The sequence below is a fragment of the Arthrobacter sp. FW306-07-I genome (genome assembly GCF_021800405.1).
Classification (GTDB): Bacteria; Actinomycetota; Actinomycetes; order Actinomycetales; family Micrococcaceae; genus Arthrobacter.
This window is the reverse complement of sequence record NZ_CP084550.1, coordinates 501,492-521,699: the sequence shown is the minus strand read 5'-3', so window position 1 is coordinate 521,699 and position 20,208 is coordinate 501,492. Positions and strand designations below refer to the sequence as shown.

General features: G+C 66.1%; 20 protein-coding genes and 1 riboswitch. Of the genes, 9 read left to right on the top strand and 11 right to left on the bottom strand.

The window, feature by feature from the left end; genetic code table 11:
• The first annotated feature begins 150 nt into the window (after positions 1–150).
• Genes LFT46_RS02555 through LFT46_RS02530 form a run of 6 tightly spaced genes read left to right on the top strand, consistent with a single transcriptional unit; the run spans position 151 to position 7,177 of the window.
• Positions 151–1,203, top strand: a complete 1,053-nt coding sequence (locus tag LFT46_RS02555; protein WP_236800924.1) for an aliphatic sulfonate ABC transporter substrate-binding protein — start codon at positions 151–153, stop codon at positions 1,201–1,203.
• The gene (locus LFT46_RS02550; RefSeq protein ID WP_236800923.1) at positions 1,203–2,105 is read left to right on the top strand and encodes an ABC transporter permease; all 903 of its coding nucleotides are present in this window, start codon (positions 1,203–1,205) and stop codon (positions 2,103–2,105) included. Before LFT46_RS02555 ends, LFT46_RS02550 begins: the two co-directional genes overlap by 1 nt.
• Positions 2,096–4,096, top strand: a complete 2,001-nt coding sequence (acs, locus tag LFT46_RS02545; protein WP_236800922.1) for an acetate--CoA ligase — start codon at positions 2,096–2,098, stop codon at positions 4,094–4,096. Before LFT46_RS02550 ends, acs begins: the two co-directional genes overlap by 10 nt.
• Complete coding sequence (gene sfnG, locus LFT46_RS02540; RefSeq protein ID WP_236800920.1) at positions 4,093–5,340, top strand: dimethylsulfone monooxygenase SfnG; 1,248 nt, start codon at positions 4,093–4,095, stop codon at positions 5,338–5,340. The genes acs and sfnG overlap by 4 nt, the downstream gene beginning before the upstream one ends.
• Positions 5,340–6,686: an O-acetylhomoserine aminocarboxypropyltransferase/cysteine synthase family protein gene (locus LFT46_RS02535; protein ID WP_236821179.1), complete on the top strand. Its 1,347-nt coding sequence runs from the start codon at positions 5,340–5,342 to the stop codon at positions 6,684–6,686. Before sfnG ends, LFT46_RS02535 begins: the two co-directional genes overlap by 1 nt.
• Positions 6,683–7,177, top strand: coding sequence for a CoA-binding protein (locus tag LFT46_RS02530; RefSeq protein ID WP_236800916.1), 495 nt, complete (start codon positions 6,683–6,685; stop codon positions 7,175–7,177). Before LFT46_RS02535 ends, LFT46_RS02530 begins: the two co-directional genes overlap by 4 nt.
• A gap of 61 nt (positions 7,178–7,238) precedes the next feature.
• On the opposite strand, the gene LFT46_RS02525 is transcribed toward LFT46_RS02530, so the two are convergent.
• From LFT46_RS02525 to LFT46_RS02505, 5 genes are all read right to left on the bottom strand, one after another.
• Complete coding sequence (locus tag LFT46_RS02525) at positions 7,239–8,186, bottom strand: hypothetical protein (protein WP_236821178.1); 948 nt, start codon at positions 8,184–8,186, stop codon at positions 7,239–7,241.
• Positions 8,183–8,734 carry an RNA polymerase sigma factor gene (locus tag LFT46_RS02520; RefSeq protein ID WP_236800914.1) on the bottom strand — a complete coding sequence of 184 codons (552 nt, stop codon included), beginning with the start codon at positions 8,732–8,734 and terminating at the stop codon, positions 8,183–8,185. Before LFT46_RS02520 ends, LFT46_RS02525 begins: the two co-directional genes overlap by 4 nt.
• Before the next feature lie 282 nt (positions 8,735–9,016).
• Positions 9,017–9,403: a YegP family protein gene (locus LFT46_RS02515; RefSeq protein ID WP_236800913.1), complete on the bottom strand. Its 387-nt coding sequence runs from the start codon at positions 9,401–9,403 to the stop codon at positions 9,017–9,019.
• A gap of 172 nt (positions 9,404–9,575) precedes the next feature.
• Positions 9,576–10,865, bottom strand: a complete 1,290-nt coding sequence (locus tag LFT46_RS02510; RefSeq protein WP_142131297.1) for an adenylosuccinate synthase — start codon at positions 10,863–10,865, stop codon at positions 9,576–9,578.
• A 247-nt stretch (positions 10,866–11,112) separates the two neighbouring features.
• Positions 11,113–12,195 carry a M14 family zinc carboxypeptidase gene (locus LFT46_RS02505; RefSeq protein ID WP_236800912.1) on the bottom strand — a complete coding sequence of 361 codons (1,083 nt, stop codon included), beginning with the start codon at positions 12,193–12,195 and terminating at the stop codon, positions 11,113–11,115.
• 216 nt (positions 12,196–12,411) lie between these two features.
• Positions 12,412–12,516, top strand: a riboswitch (SAM riboswitch).
• A gap of 13 nt (positions 12,517–12,529) precedes the next feature.
• Between LFT46_RS02505 and LFT46_RS02500 the strand changes: the two genes are divergently transcribed.
• Together LFT46_RS02500 and LFT46_RS02495 are read left to right on the top strand one after the other, a co-directional pair.
• Complete coding sequence (locus LFT46_RS02500; protein WP_236800911.1) at positions 12,530–13,738, top strand: cobalamin-independent methionine synthase II family protein; 1,209 nt, start codon at positions 12,530–12,532, stop codon at positions 13,736–13,738.
• A 204-nt stretch (positions 13,739–13,942) separates the two neighbouring features.
• A complete protein-coding gene (locus LFT46_RS02495; protein ID WP_236800910.1) occupies positions 13,943–14,572 on the top strand; it encodes a uracil-DNA glycosylase in 630 nt (209 codons plus the stop codon).
• Between the two features lie 11 nt (positions 14,573–14,583).
• Here the strand turns inward: LFT46_RS02495 and LFT46_RS02490 are convergent, their stop codons facing one another.
• The 5 genes from LFT46_RS02490 to LFT46_RS02470 form a co-directional block, all read right to left on the bottom strand.
• Positions 14,584–14,724 (bottom strand): hypothetical protein, encoded by a 141-nt coding sequence (locus tag LFT46_RS02490; RefSeq protein WP_236800908.1) that lies wholly within the window; start codon positions 14,722–14,724, stop codon positions 14,584–14,586.
• A 156-nt stretch (positions 14,725–14,880) separates the two neighbouring features.
• Positions 14,881–15,303 (bottom strand): DUF3151 domain-containing protein, encoded by a 423-nt coding sequence (locus LFT46_RS02485; RefSeq protein ID WP_236821177.1) that lies wholly within the window; start codon positions 15,301–15,303, stop codon positions 14,881–14,883.
• Positions 15,304–16,323, bottom strand: coding sequence for a class II fructose-bisphosphate aldolase (fbaA, locus tag LFT46_RS02480; RefSeq protein WP_236800904.1), 1,020 nt, complete (start codon positions 16,321–16,323; stop codon positions 15,304–15,306).
• 186 nt (positions 16,324–16,509) lie between these two features.
• Complete coding sequence (locus tag LFT46_RS02475; RefSeq protein ID WP_236821176.1) at positions 16,510–17,448, bottom strand: hypothetical protein; 939 nt, start codon at positions 17,446–17,448, stop codon at positions 16,510–16,512.
• A 129-nt stretch (positions 17,449–17,577) separates the two neighbouring features.
• Positions 17,578–18,237 (bottom strand): TrmH family RNA methyltransferase, encoded by a 660-nt coding sequence (locus tag LFT46_RS02470; protein ID WP_236821175.1) that lies wholly within the window; start codon positions 18,235–18,237, stop codon positions 17,578–17,580.
• 70 nt (positions 18,238–18,307) lie between these two features.
• Between LFT46_RS02470 and LFT46_RS02465 the strand changes: the two genes are divergently transcribed.
• Entirely contained in the window at positions 18,308–19,144 is an 837-nt protein-coding gene (locus LFT46_RS02465) for an HAD-IIA family hydrolase (protein ID WP_236800900.1), read from the top strand.
• Here the strand turns inward: LFT46_RS02465 and LFT46_RS02460 are convergent.
• Complete coding sequence (locus LFT46_RS02460) at positions 19,141–20,181, bottom strand: alpha/beta hydrolase (protein ID WP_236800899.1); 1,041 nt, start codon at positions 20,179–20,181, stop codon at positions 19,141–19,143. The two genes, LFT46_RS02465 and LFT46_RS02460, sit on opposite strands and share 4 nt — an antisense overlap.
• Between the last annotated feature and the right edge of the window lie 27 nt (positions 20,182–20,208).

Genomic DNA, 20,208 nt, shown 5'->3' with positions numbered 1-20,208 from the left:
ACGAGGAGCCGCTGGCACCCCTAAAGCCTTCACCTGCCCCCGGTGGCCCACGCCGCCGTCGGACCTTACCGCCTGGCGGGCGCAGCCTGGCCTCCCCCGTTCCACACCGCACAATTCCGCACCGTTCCATCCCGCTTTCGAAGGAAACCAATGCCGCACGCATCGCCCATCTCCCGCCGTTCAGTCCTTGGCGCAGCAGCCCTGGCCGTCTCCACGGTCCTGGCACTCACCGGATGCGTAGCTGGGGAAGGTTCCTCCGGCAGCGCGGCCGCAGCCGGCAGCAGCAAGGGCGGCGGCACCCTGAACATCGACTTCGCCACCTACAACCCGCTGAGCCTGGTCATCAAGAAGCAGGGGTGGCTCGAGGCCAGCCTCAAGGACCAGGGCGTCACCGTGAACTGGGTACAGTCCGCCGGGTCCAACAAAGCGAACGAGGCGCTGCGTTCCGGCGCGATCGACGTCGGTTCCACCGCCGGCTCCGCCGCCCTCCTGGCCCGGGCCAACGGCTCCGAAATCAAGACCATCGACATCTTCTCGCAGCCCGAGTGGGCGGCCCTGGTCGCACCGGCCGGCTCAGACATCAAGTCCGTGGCCGACCTCAAGGGCAAGTCCATCGCCGCCACCAAGGGCACCGACCCCTACTTCTTCCTCCTGCAGTCACTGGAGCAGGCCGGACTGAAGCCCGGCGACGTGACGGTCCAGAACCTGCAGCACGCCGACGGCCGCACCGCCTTGGAGAACGGCTCGGTCCAGGCCTGGTCCGGGCTGGACCCGATCATGGCGGGAGCGGAGCAGAAGGGTGCCAAGCTCTTCTACCGCAACCTGGACTTCAACACCTACGGCTTCCTCAACGCCACCGAATCCTTCCTGAAGAACAAGCCGGAACTGGCACAGGCCGTGGTAAACGCCTACGAAAAGGCCCGCGCCTGGGCCGCACAGAACCCGGACCAGACCGCCCAGATCCTGGCCGACGTGGCCGGTCTGGACCTCCCCGTGGCCAAGACCGTGGTCCTGGAGCGCAGCAACCTGGACGTCAACCCGGCACCGGGTGACGCCCAGCGCAAAGTACTGGAGAAGATCGGCCCCACCTTCGTGGAGACCGGCGACGTCAAGACGCAGAAGCAGATTGACGACGCCGTGGCCTCCCTTCTCGACGACTCGCTGGTGAAGAAGGCTGACCCGTCAGCCATCAAGGCCTCCTGATGAGCTACCCAGGAGAGCCATACACCACCGGCGCAAGTGTTGCGGATGGACGTGCTGCAGCCGCCACCGCAACCTCGGCAGACGCCGCCCAGCCGGGCGCCGCCACGGCACCCGCTCCGGCACCGGGATGGTCTCCCGCCGGAGTCCTTTCCAGGAACTGGGCGCGTCTGCCCCTTGGCCTGATCATTCCGGCGGCCCTGCTGGCAGCGTGGCAACTTGCCTCCACCAGCGGGATGTTCACCGTGGTCCAGCTCCCCCCGCCGGCCATGGTGCTGTCCGCTGCGGGCGAGCTCGTGGACCGCGGTGAGCTGTGGACCCACATCGCTATCTCCACCCAACGGGTCCTGATCGGATTCCTGGTGGGCGCAGCCCTGGGCCTGGTCCTCGGCGCAACCGTGGGACTTTCCAAAATCGCCGACGCCCTGCTGGCACCCATCATCGGCGCACTCCGGGCAGTACCCTCGCTGGCCTGGGTGCCGCTGCTGATCCTGTGGATGAAGATCGGCGAGGACTCCAAGGTCACGCTCATCATCATCGGCGCCTTCTTCCCGGTGTTCACCACCGTCTCCCTGGCGCTGCGCCACGTGGACCGCAACCTGGTGGAGGCCGCCCGGGCCTTCGGGCTCAAGGGGATCCGGCTGCTGACCACCGTGCAGCTGCCCGCCGTCGTCCCCGCCGTGTTCTCCGGCCTGCGCCTGGCCCTTGCCCAGGCATGGCTGTTCCTGGTGGCGGCTGAGCTGATCGCGTCCTCCATGGGACTGGGCTTCCTCTTGATCGACTCGCAGAACAACGGCCGCACAGACCGTCTGCTCCTGGCCATCGTGATGCTGGCCGTGATTGGAAAGATTACCGACGCCCTGCTGGGCCTGGCCGAAAAATGGGCGGTGAAACGATGGGCGTGAGCACCACCGAAACGTTGGACCAGAGCACTGGGGTGCACCCGGACAACGTTGCTTTCTGGGAGCAGCAGGCGCTGCGCCTGGACTGGGACACCCGCTGGCACACCGCTCACCGCTGGGTCCCGGCAGACCCGGAGGCGGGCCGCGGCCCGGAGATCACGTGGTTCGAGGGCGGCAAGCTCAACGTGGCCGCCAACTGCGTGGACCGCCACGTGGCGGCAGGCCGGGGCAACAAGGTGGCACTCCACTTCGAAGGGGAGCCGGGCGACCGCCGGTCCATCACCTACGCCGAACTCCAGCGCGAGGTGTCCAAGGCAGCCAACGCGCTCCTGGCCCTAGGCATCACCAAGAGCGACCGCGTAGTCATCTACCTCCCCGTCATCCCCGAAACCATCATCATCACCCTGGCCGTGGCCCGCATCGGCGCCATCCACTCCCTGGTCTTCGGCGGCTTCTCCGCGGAGGCACTGAAGTTCCGGGTGGAGGACACCCGCGCCAAGCTGTTGGTGACCACTGACGGCCAGTTCCGGCGCGGCACAGCCGTTCCCGTCAAGGACAACGCCGACGCCGCGGTAGCCGGCGAGAACGCGATCGAACACGTCCTGGTGGTCAACCGCACCACCCCGGCCGCCGACCTGGCAACCGTCCCCATGACCGAGGGCCGCGACCTTTGGTGGCACGACGTCGTCGACACCGCCGCGGACGTCCACGAGCCGGAGGCCTTCGACGCCGAGACGCCGCTGTTCATCATGTACACCTCCGGCACCACCGGCAAACCCAAGGGCCTGGTGCATACCTCCGGCGGTTACCTCACGCAGGCGTCCTGGAGCTTCGAGCACCTGTTCAGCAACCCGGACCCGACCCTCCGGGATGAGGACGTGCACTGGTGCACCGCCGACCTCGCCTGGGTCACCGCCCACACGTATGAGATCTACGGCCCGCTGTCCAACGGCGTCACCCAGGTGATCTTCGAGGGCACGCCCAACACTCCCCATCCGGGCCGGCACTTCGAGATTATCGAGCGCTACGGCGTGACGCAGTACTACACCGCGCCCACGCTGGTCCGTTCCCTGATGGGCTGGTTCCCCGACGGCGTGCCGGACACCTACGACCTCTCCTCCATCCGCCTGCTGGGCACCGTGGGCGAGGCTGTCAATCCCGAGGCCTGGCGTTGGCTGCGGGAGAACGTGGGCGCGGGCACAGCGCCGGTTGTGGACACCTGGTGGCAGTCCGAGACCGGCGCCACCATTCTCTCCCCCGCCCCCACGGACACCAGCTTCAAGCCGGGTTGCGCGGCCCGTCCGCTGCCCGGCGTCAGCACCAGGATCGTGGACGACGGCGGCGCCACCGTTGCGCCGGGCGTCCAGGGGTACATCGTGGTTGACTCCCCCGGGCCCGCCATCGCGCGGACCGTCTGGGGGAACGCGCGCCGCTACTTCGATTCCTACTGGAGCAAGTACGCGGACCAGGGCTGGTTCCTGGCCGGCGACGGCGCCAAGTACGATTCCGACGGCGACATCTGGATCCTGGGCCGGGTGGATGACACCCTCAACGTCTCAGGCCACCTGCTCTCCACTATCGAGATCGAGTCCGCCCTGGTCTCGCACCCGGACGTGGTGGAGGCAGGCGTCTGCCCGGTGGCGGACCCGAAGACCGGCCATGCCGTGGTCGCCTTCGTCGTCCCCACCCGCCCCCTCCCCTCGCAAGCTCGGGCAGGGAACCCTGCGGGCGTGGGCCCATCCAGCGCCGCCGCCTTCGCTGAGGACCTCCGCAACCACGTTGCAAAGGAGATCGGCCCCATCGCCAAGCCGCGTGACGTCGTCGTGGTCCCTGACGTCCCCAAGACGCGCAGCGGCAAGATCATGCGCCGGCTGCTTACCCAGCTGTTCGAAGGAACACCGCTGGGCGACACCACCTCACTCCAGAACGAGCCGGCCATCGCCGGCATCCAGGAAGTCCTGCAGCAGCGGGCCCTACCGAAGGAAGAATCATGACAGACATCAGCAACGTCGCACGTCTCTCCGAACCGCTCAAGTTCGCCTACTGGGTGCCCAATGTCTCCGGCGGCCTGGTGGTATCCACCATCGAACAGCGCACCGGCTGGGACTTCGACTACAACAAGAAGCTGGCGCGCATCGCCGAGGAGTCCGGGTTCGAGTACGCCCTGACCCAGACCCGCTACGCCGCCTCCTACGGAGCGGACAAGCAGCACGAGGCCACCTCGTTCAGCCTGGCCCTGCTCGCCGCCACGGAGCGCCTCAAGGTGATCGCCGCCGTCCACCCGGGCATGTGGCACCCCGGTGTCCTGGCGAAGTACATCATCACCGCGGACCACATCTCCAACGGCCGCGCTGCTGTCAACATCGTTTCCGGCTGGCTGAAGAGCGAGTTCACCAACTTTGGCCTGGAGTGGCTGGAACACGACGAGCGCTACGTCCGCACCGAGGAATTCATCAACGTCCTGCGCGGCCTGTGGACCGAGCAGGAGTACAGCCAGTCCGGCAAGTACTACAACATCACCGACTTCACCCTGAACCCCGCCCCGGTCAACGTTCCCGGCCGCGCCCACCCCGAGATCTTCTTCGGCGGCAATTCGACGGCGGCCCAGGCCACCGCGGGCCGGGTGGCGGACTGGTACTTCTCCAACGGCAAGGACCTGGAGGGTTTCAAGGAGAACATCGCCGGTGTTGTCGCCTCGGCCGGCGAGGCCCGGCGCGGCACCGAAGGGCAGCTCGCCGCTCCGAGGTTCGGCCTGAACGGTTTCGTTATTGCCCGCGACTCCGAGAAGGAGGCCCGGGACACCCTGCGCGAGATCGTCGAGAAGGCACACAAGCCCGCCGTCCAGGGGTTCCGCGACGCGGTGCAGGAGGCCGGGGCGTCCACCAAGGACGGCAAAGGCATGTGGGCCGACTCCACGTTTGAGGACCTGATCCAGTACAACGACGGGTTCAAGACCCAGCTGATCGGTACCCCGGAGCAGATCGCCGAGCGGATCGTCGAGTACAAGAAGATCGGCGTGAACCTCTTCCTCACCTGCTACCTGCACTTCCAGGAGGAGGTGGCGGCGTTCGGCCGGGACATCCTGCCGATCGTCCGCGAACTGGAAGCGGACCTGGCCCGCAAGAACGGCACCGAGCTCGTCCCCACCCGCCCCCTAACCTCGCAAGCTCGGCCAGGGAACCCTGCGGGCGTGGGCCCATCCAGCACCCCGGTTGCTGCCGAGGCGGTGGCTGTCTAATGGCTGAGCGTACTTTCGGTTTCCGCACCCGCGCCCTGCACGCCGGCGGCACCCCGGACGCCGAGCACGGCGCCCGCGCGGTCCCCATTTACCAGACCACGTCCTTCGTCTTCAAGGACACCAACGACGCCGCCAACCTGTTCGCCCTGCAGAAGTACGGCAACATCTACTCCCGCATCGGCAACCCCACGGTGGCGGCGTTCGAGGAGCGCATCGCGTCCCTGGAAGGCGGCATCGGAGCGGTAGCGACGTCGTCAGGCATGGCCGCGGAGTTCATCACCTTCGCCGCGCTCACCCAGGCGGGCGACCACATCGTGGCCGCCTCCCAGCTGTACGGCGGCACGGTGACACAGCTGGACGTGACCCTGCGCCGGTTCGGCGTGGACACCACGTTCGTCCCCGGCACGGACCCGGCGGACTATGCCGCGGCTGTCCAGGACAACACCAAGGCGATCTTCGTCGAGGTGGTGGCCAACCCGTCGTCGGAAGTCCAGGACCTTGCCGCCCTGGCCAAGGTGGCGCACGACGCCGGCATCCCCCTAGTGGTCGACGCCACCTTGAGCACGCCGTACCTCGTGCGGCCCATCGAGCACGGCGCCGACATCGTGATCCACTCCGCCACGAAGTTCCTGGGCGGCCACGGCACCACGCTCGGCGGCGTGGTGGTGGAAAGCGGCCGCTTCAACTGGGGCAACGGCAAGTTCCCCACCATGACCGAGCCCGTGGCTTCCTACGGAAACGTCTCCTGGTGGGGCAACTTCGGCGAGTACGGCTTCCTCACCAAGCTCCGCTCGGAGCAGCTGCGCGACATCGGCTCTGCCCTGTCGCCGCAGTCGGCGTTCCAGCTGCTCCAGGGCGTCGAAACCCTGCCGCAGCGGCTCGACGAGCACTTGAAGAACGCCCAGGCCGTGGCCGAGTGGCTGGAAAACGATGACCGGGTGGCCTATGTCAACTACTCCGGGCTGCCGTCGCACCCACACTTCGAACGGGCGCGGAAGTACCTGCCGCACGGCCCCGGCTCGGTCTTCTCCTTTGGAGTCAAGGGCGGGCGCGCTGCCGGCCAGAAGTTCATCGAGTCGCTGCAGCTGGCCTCGCACCTTGCCAACGTGGGTGACTCCCGTACCCTGGTGATCCACCCCGGCTCCACCACCCACCAGCAGCTCAGCGCGGCACAGCTGGAATCCGCCGGCGTGCCGGAGGACCTGGTCCGCATCTCCGTGGGCCTGGAGGACATCGAGGACATCCTGTGGGACCTGGACCAGGCACTCACCGAGGCGTCCAAAGCGGTGCCCGGAGCCGTCGCTGAAGAACCCGCAGAAGCCTGCACGATCGGAGCAAACGCATGAGCACCGCCGAACGTACCTGGACGGGCCCGTCAGCACCGGAACGGCTCTCCCTGCTCCGGCAGGCGAAGTCCATCGCGATTGTTGGCGCGTCGGACAAGCCGTCACGGGCCAGCTACTTCGTGGCCACCTACCTGCTGTCATCCACGCGCTACAAGGTGTACTTCGTCAACCCCGTGGTCAAGGAGATCCTGGGACAGCCCACCTACGCGTCGCTGGCGGACCTGCCGGAAAGCCCGGACATCGTTGACGTGTTCCGCAAGCACGACGACCTTCCCGGCGTCCTCGATGAGGCAGTGGCCGCGGGCGCCAAGACGCTCTGGCTGCAGCTGGGGTCCTGGCATGAAGGCGTGGCGGCAGACGCAGAAGCCGCCGGGCTCAACGTGGTGATGGACCGCTGCGTGAAGATCGAACATGCGCGCTTCCATGGCGGGCTCCACCTGGCCGGTTTCGATACTGGCGTGGTTTCCTCCAAGCGCCAGGTCCTGGCGTGAAGCTTCCGCTCGAATGAGAACAGCGGGCCCGTTTCAACGGGCCCGCTGTTCTTTTTAACGGCTATTTGGCCGGGGAGGCGCCCTTCTGGGCGTTGCCCGGGCTTCCGCCCTGTGACTGGCCCTGTGCTGGCTGCCCGGCATTACCAGTGGAGCCTGCCGACTTCTGGGCCCCGGCACCGGCGGTCCCCGGGACCCCGGCCGAGCTGTTGCCTGCCGGCGGTTCAGCTTTCCCCGCTCCTGGCGGGCTTGGCGCTACTGCCGTTCCTTCGGCCCCGGCCGATCCGGCGGTGTCCTTGCCGCCGCCGGATCCATTGTCCTGTGCAGCTGCCCCCGACGCACCCTTATCCCCGGTCGCACCGCACTTCGCTGTACCTGTTTCGGATTCATGCCTTACCGGGCCGGTGCATGGCGGGAGGTTGGTGCGGCCGGACAGGCCTGCGTGGCCTCGCAGGAGGCGTGACGCCAAATTTGCGGCGTCGGCAGGCCCGGCAGGAGCAGCGGAAGAAGCCGTCTCCCCGTCTGCCGCCATTTTGGGGGCACCGTGACCCGCGCCGGCGGCCCCGGCACCGTCCCCGGTGGCTGACGCGTCAGCGGCGGGCCGGCTCCACGGAACCCACTCCTCCAGCACTTGCTCCATGCTGCTGCCGTCCGGGGTGGTGGTGCCGGCAGCAACTCCGCCAACACCGAGTCCCATCCCGGCAACCAGTACCAGACCGAGCGCCGTGGGGCGATGGCGGCGACGGCGGCGGGCGAGTTCGTCGTGCCGCTGGTCACGGGGCTGCTCGTGCGGCAGCTCAGCAGTCGGCTCATCCGAATCAGGCACTTCAGCCGTTGGCGGCACACCCGCAGCAAGCAAGGCGGCCAGCTCCCCGGTGGGCGCGGGGACGGGCAGCGATGCCATGGTGCCGAGCGAGAGCAGCACGTCACGAAGTTCCGCGTCCTGGCCGCAGCCTGCGTCCTGAAGCACGTCGTCCACAAGGGTGGCGAGGTTATCCGAGGCGGATGTCATGGCGTGAGATACTCCTTCACTGCCTTAAGTTCCCGGAGTTTGAGCAAGGCGCGCCGCTGCAGTTGTTTTACCGCTCCGGCGCTCTTATCCATGGCTTCCGCCGTCTGTTCTATCGAAAGGCCGCCCACCAGCCGAAGCGACAGCACTTCCCGCTGGTCCTGGGGCAGTCCGTCCAGCAGCCCAAGGACTTCCCGGGGCGAGATGCGGTGCAGGGCTTCATTCTCCGCAGAGGTATCTTCGCGCTGATCGAGTTCGGGCTCGAAAGACAGCTTGACTGGAGTCCGGCTTTGGCGGCGGTAGTCATCCACCATCCGGGCGTGGGCAACGGAGAAGATGAACGTACGCAGCCCGGCTTCTCCTCCGTGGACGGTGTTGAGCCTGGGCAGCACCGAAAGGAATACTTCCTGCATGGCGGCCTCCGGATCCTCGACTCCCCGGGCCGTGAGATAGCCCAGTACCTGTGATGCGTATGTCTTGTAGACGAGGCTGAAGGCAGCGGTCCCGGAAACTGGCTGGTCCGGAGCCTCGTCTGTCTGTGCATCGGTCACTGACGTAGTGCTTTCCGTCAAAGAGGGTGTTGGCAAGGCAAGCGCTCAGTACATCCGGAACGCTGGCCCCACTCTACCCTTCGGTAACCACCCCGCCGGAACCGCCACGGCCCCGTGGACGGGCCAGTGCGGGGTCACGCCGGGGGAAGCTACACGTTGGGAAAGACAAAAGAGCCGGTCTGGAACGTGATGGGGGACAGGTTCCAGACCGGCACTTCATAGGGGTAATCGCCGACGCTGCCGGGAGGGTTACGCGTTTTCAAAAAAACTTCCAAATTTTTTTCAACGGACTGCTGCCCTGGTCCACCGCGGGGTGGCCGCCTGCCGCCGGGGCGCCTTCGCCGGCGCGAAAGCATGCACCCTGGCGGGCATGCGCTCTTCGGCGCAAACAGGTGCGACGACGGCAGGCGGCTCAGCGGCACCGGCGGCAGCAGCCGCAGCGGGCGGGATTGCCGGGGTTGCGGCCCCGGGACGGGTCAGGGCTCCCGCGGGGCACAGGTCGGTGACCAGGCCGGTGCCGGCACATTCGCGTACCGCGGCGATCCCGGCTGCCACCGACGCTTTGTCCTCGTAGGGTCCCGAGACCGCGATCACTCCCCCGTCAGCAGCCAGGAGCCGGAACCGGAAGAACAAATCAGCATCAATGAATGCTTCGAATTTTCCAGCCATGACGGTCCTTCCTTGGGCACCAAGGGTATTACCGAGTGTGGCTTCCCCACCATCCGCCTCACAAGACCGGCCGCGTTAAGCCTGTGTAAATTGCTTCCCCACGCCAAAGCAAACGGCCAGCCACCTGCAAAGGTGGCCTGCCGCCGTCGTTATCCTGCGCTCTAAGCGCGGATTAGTCGTTGATGAGGTCGTTCACCACGATGGTCTGGTCCCGGTCCGGGCCCACGCCGATGGCGGAGAAGCGGGTGCCGGAGAGCTTCTCCAGCGCCAGCACGTAGTTCCGGGCGTTCTCCGGCAGGTCCGCAAGGGTGCGGGCGCCGGTGATGTCCTCGGTCCAGCCGTCGAAGTACTCGAAGATGGGCTTGGCGTGGTGGAACTCGGTCTGCGTCATGGGCATCTCATCGTGCCGAACGCCGTCCACGTCGTAGGCCACGCATACGGGGATCTGTTCGATGCCGGTGAGCACGTCCAGCTTGGTCACGAAGTAATCCGTGAAACCGTTCACGCGCGAGGCGTGGCGGGCCAGAACGGCGTCGTACCAGCCGCAGCGGCGCGGGCGCCCGGTGTTGACGCCGAATTCGCCGCCGGTCTTCTGCAGGTACATGCCCATCTCGTCGAAGAGTTCCGTGGGGAAAGGTCCGGCGCCAACGCGGGTGGTGTAGGCCTTGATGATGCCGATGGAGCGCGAAATCCGGGTGGGCCCGATGCCGGAGCCCACCGACGCGCCGCCGGCCGTGGGGTTGGAGGAGGTCACGAACGGGTAGGTGCCGTGGTCCACGTCCAGGAAGGTGGCCTGGCCGCCCTCCATCAACACCACTTTGCCCTCATCCAGGGCGGAGTTCAGGACCAGGGTGCTGTCGATGACCAGAGGGCGGAGCCGCTCGGCATAGGACAGGAAGTACTCCACGATCTCGTCCACCACCACGCTCCGGCGGTTGTAGACCTTGACCAGGAGCTCGTTCTTCTGGCGCAGCGAACCTTCCACCTTCTGGCGGAGGATGGATTCGTCGAAGACGTCCTGGACGCGGATGCCCAGCCGGGCCACCTTGTCCATGTAGGCGGGGCCGATGCCCCGGCCGGTGGTTCCGATGGCACGCTTGCCGAGGAAGCGTTCGGTCACCTTGTCCAGGACTTGGTGGTACGGGGCCACGAGGTGGGCATTGGCGGAGACGCGCAGTTTGGAGGTGTCTGCACCGCGGGCCTGGAGGCCGTCGATTTCCTGGAAGAGGGCCTCGAGGTTTACTACGCAGCCGTTGCCGATGATGGGAACGGCATTGGGGCTGAGGATGCCTGCCGGCAGCAGCTTGAGTTCGTACTTTTCACCGCCCACGACGACGGTGTGCCCGGCGTTGTTGCCGCCGTTGGGCTTGACGACGTAGTCAACACGGCCGCCGAGCAGGTCGGTGGCCTTGCCTTTTCCTTCGTCGCCCCACTGGGCTCCTACGATCACAATTGCTGGCATGGGATCCTCCCCCATTCGTTCGGGCTGCCGGGTTGCCACGAGGTGGCGGGCCATGCAGCACCGTTCATGAGAATGCCCCGAACATACCGGCCTTCACACAGCCGCAGCACGGCACGGCGAAGGAAGAGTTCCGGGGCTCTTACCACCCAAGTTTAGCCGATGGGGCACTTGGTCCTTTGTTGGCCCCGCCGCGGCCCGTCATGCGGGAAGGGCCGCGGCGGGCCTGGTCAGAACCGCCGCCGCGCTGCTATTCGTCCTCAGCCTCCCCGGCGGGCCGGGACGTCTGCTCGGCGAGGGTGTCCCAGAAGGAAATGTCGGCGTCGGCAATCGAACCGTCAGCAATGGCGGCGGCGGTGGACGTCAGCGTGGTGACCGTCTGCTTGATCAGATAGCCGTTGCTGCGCTGGCCCAGTGCGTAGCCGTCCAGGTAGTGGTCGGACATGCCGCGCATCTCGAAGAGCAAGGTGGCAATGCCGTATTCCACGGAGATGCCGTTGCGGCTGATGGTTTCGGCGCTGCCGCCCTGGTATTTGCCCAGGTGGCCCCAACCGGTGGAGTCGACGTTGTTGAAGACCACGGCGCCCAACTGCTTGGACTTTTCGACGACGGCCGGGTCGGCGTTGGGGGTGGTGGGGTACAGGATGGAGCCGGAAACCAGCTTGCCGTCGCGCTCCGCCCGGGTGCCCTGGTGGTGCAGGTCGATCATGTAGTCGATCCGGTACTTGCGCATCACGTTGTTGTGCAGCGCCTGGGTCTCCGGCTGGATCTTGGCCACGTGGTCGCGGTTCAGGTCCACGCCCTCGGCGTTGTAGCGGGTGAGGTGCCGGTCCCCCTTGGCGAGGTAGTTGTCCAGGGAGAAGTTCACGTCCCCCATGGCGCCGTCCGCGTTGAGCATGGGCACCACCAGGATGTTCGCGCCTTTGAGGATGTCCGCCGACTTGCCGGCGCCCAGGTGCTTGATGAACTCCATGGCGCCCTCGGTGGTGAGCTGTTCGTTGCCGTGCTGCTGGGTCAGGTAAAGGATGGTGGGCTTGGCCGGGTCCGAGATGTACTTGACCAGGTGGATGTCGCGGCCCTTGACGGTCTGGCCGATGACTTCCAGTTCCATGGCGGGCTGGCGGGCGTCCTGGTCCTTCAGGAAGGAAACCATCTGGTCATAAGTGGCCAGCTTTGTTGTGGTGATCTGTCCGTTGCCGTCATAGCTGGGGCCCTCGCCCACTGCATTTGCCAGCGGGGCCGGTCCCGCCACGACGGCGAGCGCCAGAACGCCGGAAAGGGCAAGGTTCCTGAGGTTTGCCAGGGGTTTGTTCACGGTGCATGACCTCTTCATTGAGTGCGGTGGTTCTTTGGGTCGAGTGGGTGGCAGCCGCCATGTCCCTCATTCGGCTGTGACAAGAAGCCAACCAAGCTGGACATAATCTGTCAATATACTGGACGAAACCTGTAAGGATGCAAACAGGAGCGCAGAAGTAAAAGAAGGCCTGCCTGGCGCGACACAAAGTGGACCGGACTTGCCCGCGTGGAGCGTCTCGATTTAAGTGGGAGGGAACCATCCGGAGCGGCCGAGAGACCTGGCTCGATGACGCCGCAGCAACCCCGGTCCGGCAGGATTCCTGCCGGCCGAAGGTGCTACTGCCAGGACCGATGGAAAGGAAGATTCCAGCATGTCACTGAACACCGACCACATCCGCGTCACCCACGCCGGTTCCCTGCCCCGCACCCCGGAACTCATCGCGGCGAACGCCGCCAAGGAAGCCGATGGCATCACCCCGGAATTCCTCCAACTGCTTGAGGCCTCCGTGGTGGACGTGGTGCAGCGCCAGAAGGACCTGGGCATCGACATCCCCAACGACGGCGAATACGGACACGCCATGTCCAGTTCCGTGGATTACGGTGCTTGGTGGAACTACTCCTTCGCACGCCTCGGCGGCTTGGAGCCCACCAATGTGGACCGCTGGGCCGAAGCCGGGGTCCGCCGCTCGTCACCCGGCCATGTGGTCCTGACGTCCTTCCCCGACCGCCGGGATCGGCAGGCGTTCAACGAGGCGTACAACGATCCTTCCTCCGGCATCCTCACCCACCGCAAGAGCGTCGCCCAGCCCAAGATCGCCGGGCCCCTGACCTACACCGGCCAGGATCTGGTGGCATCGGATATCAGGAACTTGAAGACCGGACTGGCCGCCGCAGGCCTCTCAGACGGTTTCGTGGCGTCCCTCTCCCCCGGCTCCTGCGCCAGGGTAGCCAACGAGTACTACAAGTCCGACGAGGAACTCGTCTACGCCTGCGCCGACGCCATGCGGGAGGAATACAAGGCGATCATCGACGCCGGGCTCACCGTGCAGCTCGATGACCCGTCCTTGGCCGAGAGCTGGGACCAGATCAACCCCGAGCCCTCCCTGGAGGACTACCTGAAGTTCATCCAACTGCGCATCGAGGCCACCAACTGGGCCCTCCGGGATCTCCCCCAGGAACAGATCCGGCTGCACGTCTGCTGGGGATCCTGGCATGGCCCGCACACCACGGACATCCCCTTCGCGGACATTATCGGCTCCGTGCTGCAGGTCAACGCCGGGGCGTACTCCTTCGAGGCCGCCAACGTGCGCCATGAACACGAATGGCGGGTCTGGGAGGACACCAAGCTGCCCGAGGGCAAGGTCATCATTCCGGGCGTCGTGTCGCATGCCACCAACGTGGTGGAGCACCCTGACCTGGTGGCGGACCGCATCGTGCGTTTCGCCGACGTGGTGGGCCGGGAGAACGTCATTGCCTCCACCGACTGCGGCCTGGGCGGCCGGGTGCACCCGCAGATCGCCTTCGCCAAGCTGGAAGCGCTGGGCGAGGGCGCCCGTCGGGCCACCAACCGGCTCTGGTAATCCGCTTGCCATCCGGGGCGCCGGCTGTTCCTTCCATCACCGGAAAGGGGCGGCCGGCGTTTCGCTTCCCGGGTCTTGCTAAACTGGGGAAGGCCGGCGAGGTCCGGCCCACCCCAACCAACCGCTGCTGATGCGTTTGCGCTTGCCCGCGCCCTCATCTGCCGGCGGCAGCAACGCCAATCCCCGCAGGAGAACCAGCACTTCATGACAGCCCTGGCCCCCGAAACATTCCACGAACAGCTCATGAGCCGCCGCTACGAACCCAGCGTTGCAGCCGTCAACGAACTCTGCGATTCCCTGCGGGAGACCAAACCAGGAACCGTGGTCCCCTACGTCGACCCCATGCACGACGTTGAGGAATGCCGCATCATCAGCCTCTACTCCAACATCGGCGAGGCGGATCCGTCCGGCTTCATCACCGCCGGCGACCAGGACGCCGCAACCCGGATGCTGGGCATCCAGTGGAAGCTGGGCCTGCGCCCAGAGTTCGTGATGCCTTGGAACGTCCACCCCTGGCACGTTCCCGGCGAAGCCAACGGGAAGTTCACCCCCGACCAGGTCCAGGCCGGCCTCAAGCCCCTGCTGAAGTTCCTGGCCTTGGTCCCCCGCGCATCGGTCATCGTGGCGCACGGCACCGAAGCCAACCGCCTGGCCAACCTGCTGCTGAAGACCGAGGTTCCCCTGCTGTGGCGCCGCGGCCTGAAGACCTACAAGGTCCGCTCGCTGAGCGGCCGCGCGTTCGCCGGTTCCCCTGCACGCCAGGAGGAGTTCCTCGAGGACATGCGGACGGCGTATGCAGACGCCATGGCCCGGACCGGCATCGCGAAGCCCTGAATCGTCGGCGCTCAGCCTGTGGCATCGGAGTCGGTAAACGAAATTCCCGGTGCCGATTCGTCTTCGGCTTCAACCCAGGTGGTGAAGTCGGCGTACGACATCCAGGAGTAGTAGTCACAGAACCTGAGACACGCTTTTTCCTGCTTTCCCACGCTTCGCGCAGCTCCTCCTTTCTTCCTCTAGCCCTTTGATTCTTTTAACCGAAATCAGGGACGGCGCATTCCAGTCCAGGGACGACGGCGGGCGGTCACCTTTTCGCCAAAAGGTGACCGCCCGCCGTCGTCATATATGGGGCCCTCGGTGGGGACTTAGGAGCCTTCGATGGCTGCCTTTGCCCTGGGGTCGGAATCGTTGAGGAACTTCTCGATCCGCTCCGGTTCGTCCGCCTCCCCGATGGCGGCCGACGCCCTGCCCAGGGAGTAGAGCGCGCGCAGGAACCCCCGGTTGGGCTCGTGCTCCCACGGGATGGGTCCGACGCCGCGCCAGCCGTTGCGCCGCAGCGCATCCAGGCCGCGGTGATAGCCCACCCGAGAGTAGGCGTAGGAGTCGATGGTGCGCCCCTCCGCCCATGCTTCCTCGGCCAGGATGGCCCACAGCAGCGAGGACGTGGGGTGCCTTTCTACCAGGTCCAGGGCTTCCTGCCCGGCCTCCAGCTGTCCGTACACCTCGGTTTCGGCGGGCAGGAGCGTGGGCTCCGGCCCCATCAGGTTCCGGCGGAACTCGTCCGACATCTAGAAGGTCTTTCCGGCCGAGCCGAGCTGCTTGGTGGCTTCCACCACGCGGGCTGCGAGGCCGGCTTCGGCGGAGGCGCCCCAGACACGGGGGTCGTAGGTCTTCTTGTTGCCCACTTCGCCGTCAACCTTCAGGACGCCGTCGTAGTTCTTGAACATGTGGTCCGCCACCGGGCGGGTGTAGGCGTACTGGGTGTCGGTGTCGATGTTCATCTTGATCACGCCGTACGAAACAGCGTCCGCGATTTCCTGGTCCGAGGAGCCGGAGCCGCCGTGGAACACCAGGTCAAACGGGTTCTCCTTGCCGATCTTGGCACCAACCTGGGCCTGGATGTCCTTGAGGATCTCCGGGCGCAGCTTGACGCCGCCGGGCTTGTAGACGCCGTGGACGTTGCCGAAGGTGAGGGCGGTGATGTAGCGGCCGTTCTCGCCGGCGCCCAGGGCATCGATCGTAGCCAGGGCGTCCTCAACCGTGGTGTACAGCTTGTCGTTGATGGCGTTCTCCACGCCGTCTTCCTCGCCGCCGACGGTGCCGATTTCAACCTCGAGGATCATCTTGGCAGCCGCGGTGCGGGCCAGCAGGTCACGGGCGATCCGCAGGTTTTCCTGCAGGGTCTCGGCGGAGCCGTCCCACATGTGGGAGTTGAACAGCGGGTTGCGGCCGGCCTTGACCTCAGCTTCGGAAGCCTCGAGCAGGGGCAGGACGAAGCCGTCCAGCTTGTCCTTGGGGCAGTGGTCCGTGTGCAGGGCGACGTTCACGCCGTAGTTCTTGGCAACCTCGCGGGCAAAAGCCGCGAAACCCAGGGAACCGGCCACCATGTCCTTGGTGGACGCGCCGGACCAGTAGGCCGCACCGCCGGTGGAAACCTGGACGATGCCGTCGGACTCGGCCTCGGCGAAGCCACGGAGGGCTGCGTTAAGCGTCTGCGAGGACGTGACGTTCACGGCCGGGTATGCGAAGCCGCCCGCCTTCGCACGGTCGATCATTTCGGAGTAGATCTCTGGGGTTGCAATGGGCATGCTGGCTCCTCTGCTGAGTTTCGTCTGTGGGTGGAAGACCCTCAAGTAGACCGCTTACGGCTTGGCACCATCCTAGCCATTAGCGGGCCGGGAGTGCTCTGGGTTACGCCCCACCGGCCCACCTACCACTTCCACCCACCCCCGCGAGATGGCACTTGACGGCAATGCCTGGGGCGGGAATTGCCGTCATCTGCCATCTCGCGTCCAGCCGCGGCTCTGCAGCGCCTCCCGCACCTTGCGTACGACGGCGGGCCTGTCACCTTCCAGGTGTTGCTTGCCGATGCGAACTTCAAGCCACCCCAGTGCCAGAGTCCGGTCGTACCGTTCCATGTCCCGCAGGTGCTGCTCCTCCCCTGCGTGGTGCCCGCCGTCGTACTGCAGCGCGATGCCCCACTGCGGATAGGCAGCGTCAGGCCAGAGCGAAGGAAGCCCCCCTTGGTCGAACAGGACGTGGTTCAGGACCGGTTCCGGCAAGCCGGCGTCAATCAGCGCGAGCCGCATGTGTGTTTCCGGGGCGGAGTCGGCGCCTGCCCGCACCAATTCGATCGCTTCCCGGGCTGTCTTTATGCCCCGCATGCCCCCATGCCTGCTGATGACGTACCGGAGTGCGTCAAGGCCGCACAGCGCCTCCCTCGGACGCGGAAAGCCGGGCCCGTGGGAGCACACCAAGTAATCTCTGACGGCCACAAGGTCCTGCACGGCCAGCACAGAGGCCAGGTCCAGCCAGGTCCGTGCAGGCGAGGTGACCCTGACGCCGTCGTACTCCGCTACCTCGTCCGGCAGGAAAGACAGCAGATGGCCGACGACGTTGGAGCGGCGTGGAAAGCTGAATCCGCGCCGCCGGGCCAGATGGATCCGCCAGTCGCCGCCCGGCCCTGGCGGCAACGGCGCTCCCCAGACATGTGCGGCAGAGAGGGACGTCAGAATGGACGTGTCATCAAGGTCTGTGTACGCGCGCAACGCTGCAGCACCGGCGGCACCGGAGTGGACCGGCATCCGGATGCCCCTCGAAACGGTCACCAGATCCTTCGCCGCGGTTCGCGTGCGCGTGACCCCCGCCTTGTCGGAAGCACGCAGCGAAAACGTTCCTGTGGTCAAATGCTCTGGAAGGCTGGCCCTGCGCATGCCCCCATTCTGGCGCGTTACGGAGGCCCAGCAGAGGTTATCCACAGGCTCGCGGACGACGAACCCGCGAGTTGGCACTTAACGGCAATCATCGGCTCCGCGACTGCCGTTAAGTGCCATCTCGCGGGGTTAGGAGACGTGCTGGTTGAAGACGTGCCGGCGGATCCAGGCGTGCATGGCGATCGCGGCGGCGGAGGCGGCGTTGATGGACCGGGTGGAGCCGAACTGTTCGATAGACAGGGTGGCCTGGGCGGCCTGGTGGACTTCCGCGGTCAACCCCGGCCCCTCCTGTCCGAAGACCAGCACGCAGTCGCGGGGCAGTTCGTACGTTTCCAGGGGCACCGAGTCCGGGAAGATATCGATCCCGATGATCGCCAGCCCTTCCCCCTGCGCCCACTGGACAAAGTCCTCGACGGTGGGGTGGTGGCGAACATGCTGGTAGCGGTCGGTGACCATGGCACCGCGCCGGTTCCACCGCCGTCGACCGATGATGTGAACTTCCTTGGCGAGGAAGGCGTTGGCGGTGCGGACCACGGTGCCGATGTTCAGGTCGTGCTGCCAGTTCTCGATGGCCACGTGGAAGTTGTGCCGCCGGGAGTCCAGTTCCGCGACGATCGCCTCGTGCTTCCAGTAGCGGTATTTGTCCAGGACGTTGCGCCGGTCGCCGTCGGCAAGGAGGTCGGGGTCCCAGTGGTCGCCTTCGGGCAGTTCCCCTTCCCAGGGCCCGACGCCGACCTCCGCCTTTGCGGGTTCGGCCTCCCCGGGCGCGTGGTCGGGTTCGTCTGTCATGCCGGGCGTTTGGTTCACCCTTCAACACTAGACTGGACTCTTCGGGCAACCATCACAGGCGGAGGCAGGCATGGCAGAAGCAGACGAGGTAACAGGCAACCCGGCGGTATACCGCAGCGGCCAGGAGATCGAGTGCTGGCTGACGGACATGGACGGCGTCCTGGTCCACGAAAACCAGCCCATCCCGGGAGCCGCGGAACTGATCCAGCGCTGGGTGGATACCTCAAAGCGCTTCCTGGTGCTGACCAACAACTCCATCTTCACTCCCCGCGACCTTGCCGCCCGCCTCCGCTCTTCCGGCCTGGAGATTCCGGAAGAGAACATCTGGACGTCGGCCCTTGCCACGGCCCAGTTCCTGAAGGACCAGGTGTCCGCCGGGGGCTCGGAATCCGGGAACCGCGCCTACACGATCGGCGAGGCAGGGCTGACGACGGCGCTGCACGAGGCGGGCTTCATCCTGACCGACCAGAACCCGGACTTCGTGGTGCTCGGCGAGACCCGCACGTACTCCTTCGAAGCGATCACCATGGCTATCCGCCTGATCCTCGCCGGTGCCCGGTTCATCGCCACCAACCCCGATGCCACGGGCCCTTCCAAGGACGGCCCGATGCCCGCCACCGGCGCCATCGCGGCCCTGATCACCAAGGCGACGGGCCGCGAGCCGTACATCGTGGGCAAGCCGAACCCCATGATGTTCCGCTCAGCGATGAACCAGATCGACGCCCATTCCGAAACCACCGCCATGATTGGTGACCGGATGGATACGGACATCATTGCCGGCATGGAGGCAGGGCTGCACACGGTCCTGGTCCTGAGCGGCATCACGCACAAGGACGACATCGCTGCATACCCGTTCCGGCCCAACCAGGTGCTGAACTCGGTGGCGGACCTGAAGAACCAGATCTAGAAGATGCTGACCCGGGAACCGCCCCGGGGCAGGGGGAAGTACTCGTCCAGCAGTTCCGTCAACAGGGGCCGGTAGATCTGCGGATTCCAGCCCGGGCTGGCGTGCGCGGGGGCAGCCCCGATGGTCTGCAGGTTGCTGGAAACCATGTTGTCCTTGAACACCACGGCCCAGGTTTCGGACGCGGTCTCGTAGTCCACTGTGCCGTCCTTGGGGTTGCCGATGTAGGCCATCTTGGCTGTGCCAAGATGGCCGGCAAACTGGCTTCCCTCGAAGTGGTAGATGTAGGCGGACTCCGTCTGGACCAGGACATTGGACGGGGCGATCGGCGACAACTGCTCCAGCGTCTGGTTCAGGATCTGGCGCCAGCTCCGTTCGTCCTTGTGGATGATCCGTTCCCCCAGTTCATACCCGCCACGGAGGGTGGACGGGAACCTGACACCGCTCTCGTAGAGGAACACCACGCCGTCGAACCAGCTCTGGTCCAGGACGTCGTGCGCGCTGTAAGGGCTGGAGTCCAGGAGGATGAACTGTACCTGGATTTCCTGCAAGGCCAGCAGCCGCGCAGCCACCTGCGTTGCCAGCATCCCGCCAAAGCTGTGTCCGTAAAAGAACAGCTTGGTGATCTTCTCCGCGGCAACGTAGTCGGTGATGGCGTTGACCACCTCGGTGATGTTCAGGCCCAGGTTGGAATATCCGACGGCGGCGAGCCGGGCCCGCTTGTTCAGCGAGCCCCGCATGGTGTTGAGGATCCACTGAGCCTCTTCCCAGCTGGTTTTGTAGCCCGGGAACAAGAACCAGCTGGCGTCCGGATAGTAGGCGTCGGCGAAGTCGTCGGCCACCGTGAGGATCCTGGTGCTGCGGCGCTGCGACTGCACTTGCCGGGTTACCAGCATGTCCGCAGCCAGCAGTCCGGACGCCCCCGCACCGGCCAGGAAGCTGCGCCGCGAAAAGCGCTTCAGGGCAGCCGCGTCCGCCAGCAGCCGGGCGTCTGAGACCCAGCGCCGGCCCTGCGGACCAACCTCCCCCTCATACGGCACACTCCTACCGTAAGCCCAGGGAAAGTT

What these genes read in the sequence shown, in the direction of transcription:
- LFT46_RS02555 (WP_236800924.1), top strand. Translation starts at nt 151, where the DNA reads ATGCCGCACGCATCGCCCATCTCCCGCCGTTCAGTCCTTGGCGCAGCA.
- LFT46_RS02550 (WP_236800923.1), top strand. Translation starts at nt 1,203, where the DNA reads ATGAGCTACCCAGGAGAGCCATACACCACCGGCGCAAGTGTTGCGGAT.
- acs (WP_236800922.1), top strand. Translation starts at nt 2,096, where the DNA reads ATGGGCGTGAGCACCACCGAAACGTTGGACCAGAGCACTGGGGTGCAC.
- sfnG (WP_236800920.1), top strand. Translation starts at nt 4,093, where the DNA reads ATGACAGACATCAGCAACGTCGCACGTCTCTCCGAACCGCTCAAGTTC.
- LFT46_RS02535 (WP_236821179.1), top strand. Translation starts at nt 5,340, where the DNA reads ATGGCTGAGCGTACTTTCGGTTTCCGCACCCGCGCCCTGCACGCCGGC.
- LFT46_RS02530 (WP_236800916.1), top strand. Translation starts at nt 6,683, where the DNA reads ATGAGCACCGCCGAACGTACCTGGACGGGCCCGTCAGCACCGGAACGG.
- LFT46_RS02525 (WP_236821178.1), bottom strand. Translation starts at nt 8,186, where the DNA reads ATGACATCCGCCTCGGATAACCTCGCCACCCTTGTGGACGACGTGCTT.
- LFT46_RS02515 (WP_236800913.1), bottom strand. Translation starts at nt 9,403, where the DNA reads ATGGCTGGAAAATTCGAAGCATTCATTGATGCTGATTTGTTCTTCCGG.
- LFT46_RS02510 (WP_142131297.1), bottom strand. Translation starts at nt 10,865, where the DNA reads ATGCCAGCAATTGTGATCGTAGGAGCCCAGTGGGGCGACGAAGGAAAA.
- LFT46_RS02505 (WP_236800912.1), bottom strand. Translation starts at nt 12,195, where the DNA reads ATGAAGAGGTCATGCACCGTGAACAAACCCCTGGCAAACCTCAGGAAC.
- LFT46_RS02500 (WP_236800911.1), top strand. Translation starts at nt 12,530, where the DNA reads ATGTCACTGAACACCGACCACATCCGCGTCACCCACGCCGGTTCCCTG.
- LFT46_RS02495 (WP_236800910.1), top strand. Translation starts at nt 13,943, where the DNA reads ATGACAGCCCTGGCCCCCGAAACATTCCACGAACAGCTCATGAGCCGC.
- LFT46_RS02485 (WP_236821177.1), bottom strand. Translation starts at nt 15,303, where the DNA reads ATGTCGGACGAGTTCCGCCGGAACCTGATGGGGCCGGAGCCCACGCTC.
- fbaA (WP_236800904.1), bottom strand. Translation starts at nt 16,323, where the DNA reads ATGCCCATTGCAACCCCAGAGATCTACTCCGAAATGATCGACCGTGCG.
- LFT46_RS02475 (WP_236821176.1), bottom strand. Translation starts at nt 17,448, where the DNA reads ATGCGCAGGGCCAGCCTTCCAGAGCATTTGACCACAGGAACGTTTTCG.
- LFT46_RS02470 (WP_236821175.1), bottom strand. Translation starts at nt 18,237, where the DNA reads ATGACAGACGAACCCGACCACGCGCCCGGGGAGGCCGAACCCGCAAAG.
- LFT46_RS02465 (WP_236800900.1), top strand. Translation starts at nt 18,308, where the DNA reads ATGGCAGAAGCAGACGAGGTAACAGGCAACCCGGCGGTATACCGCAGC.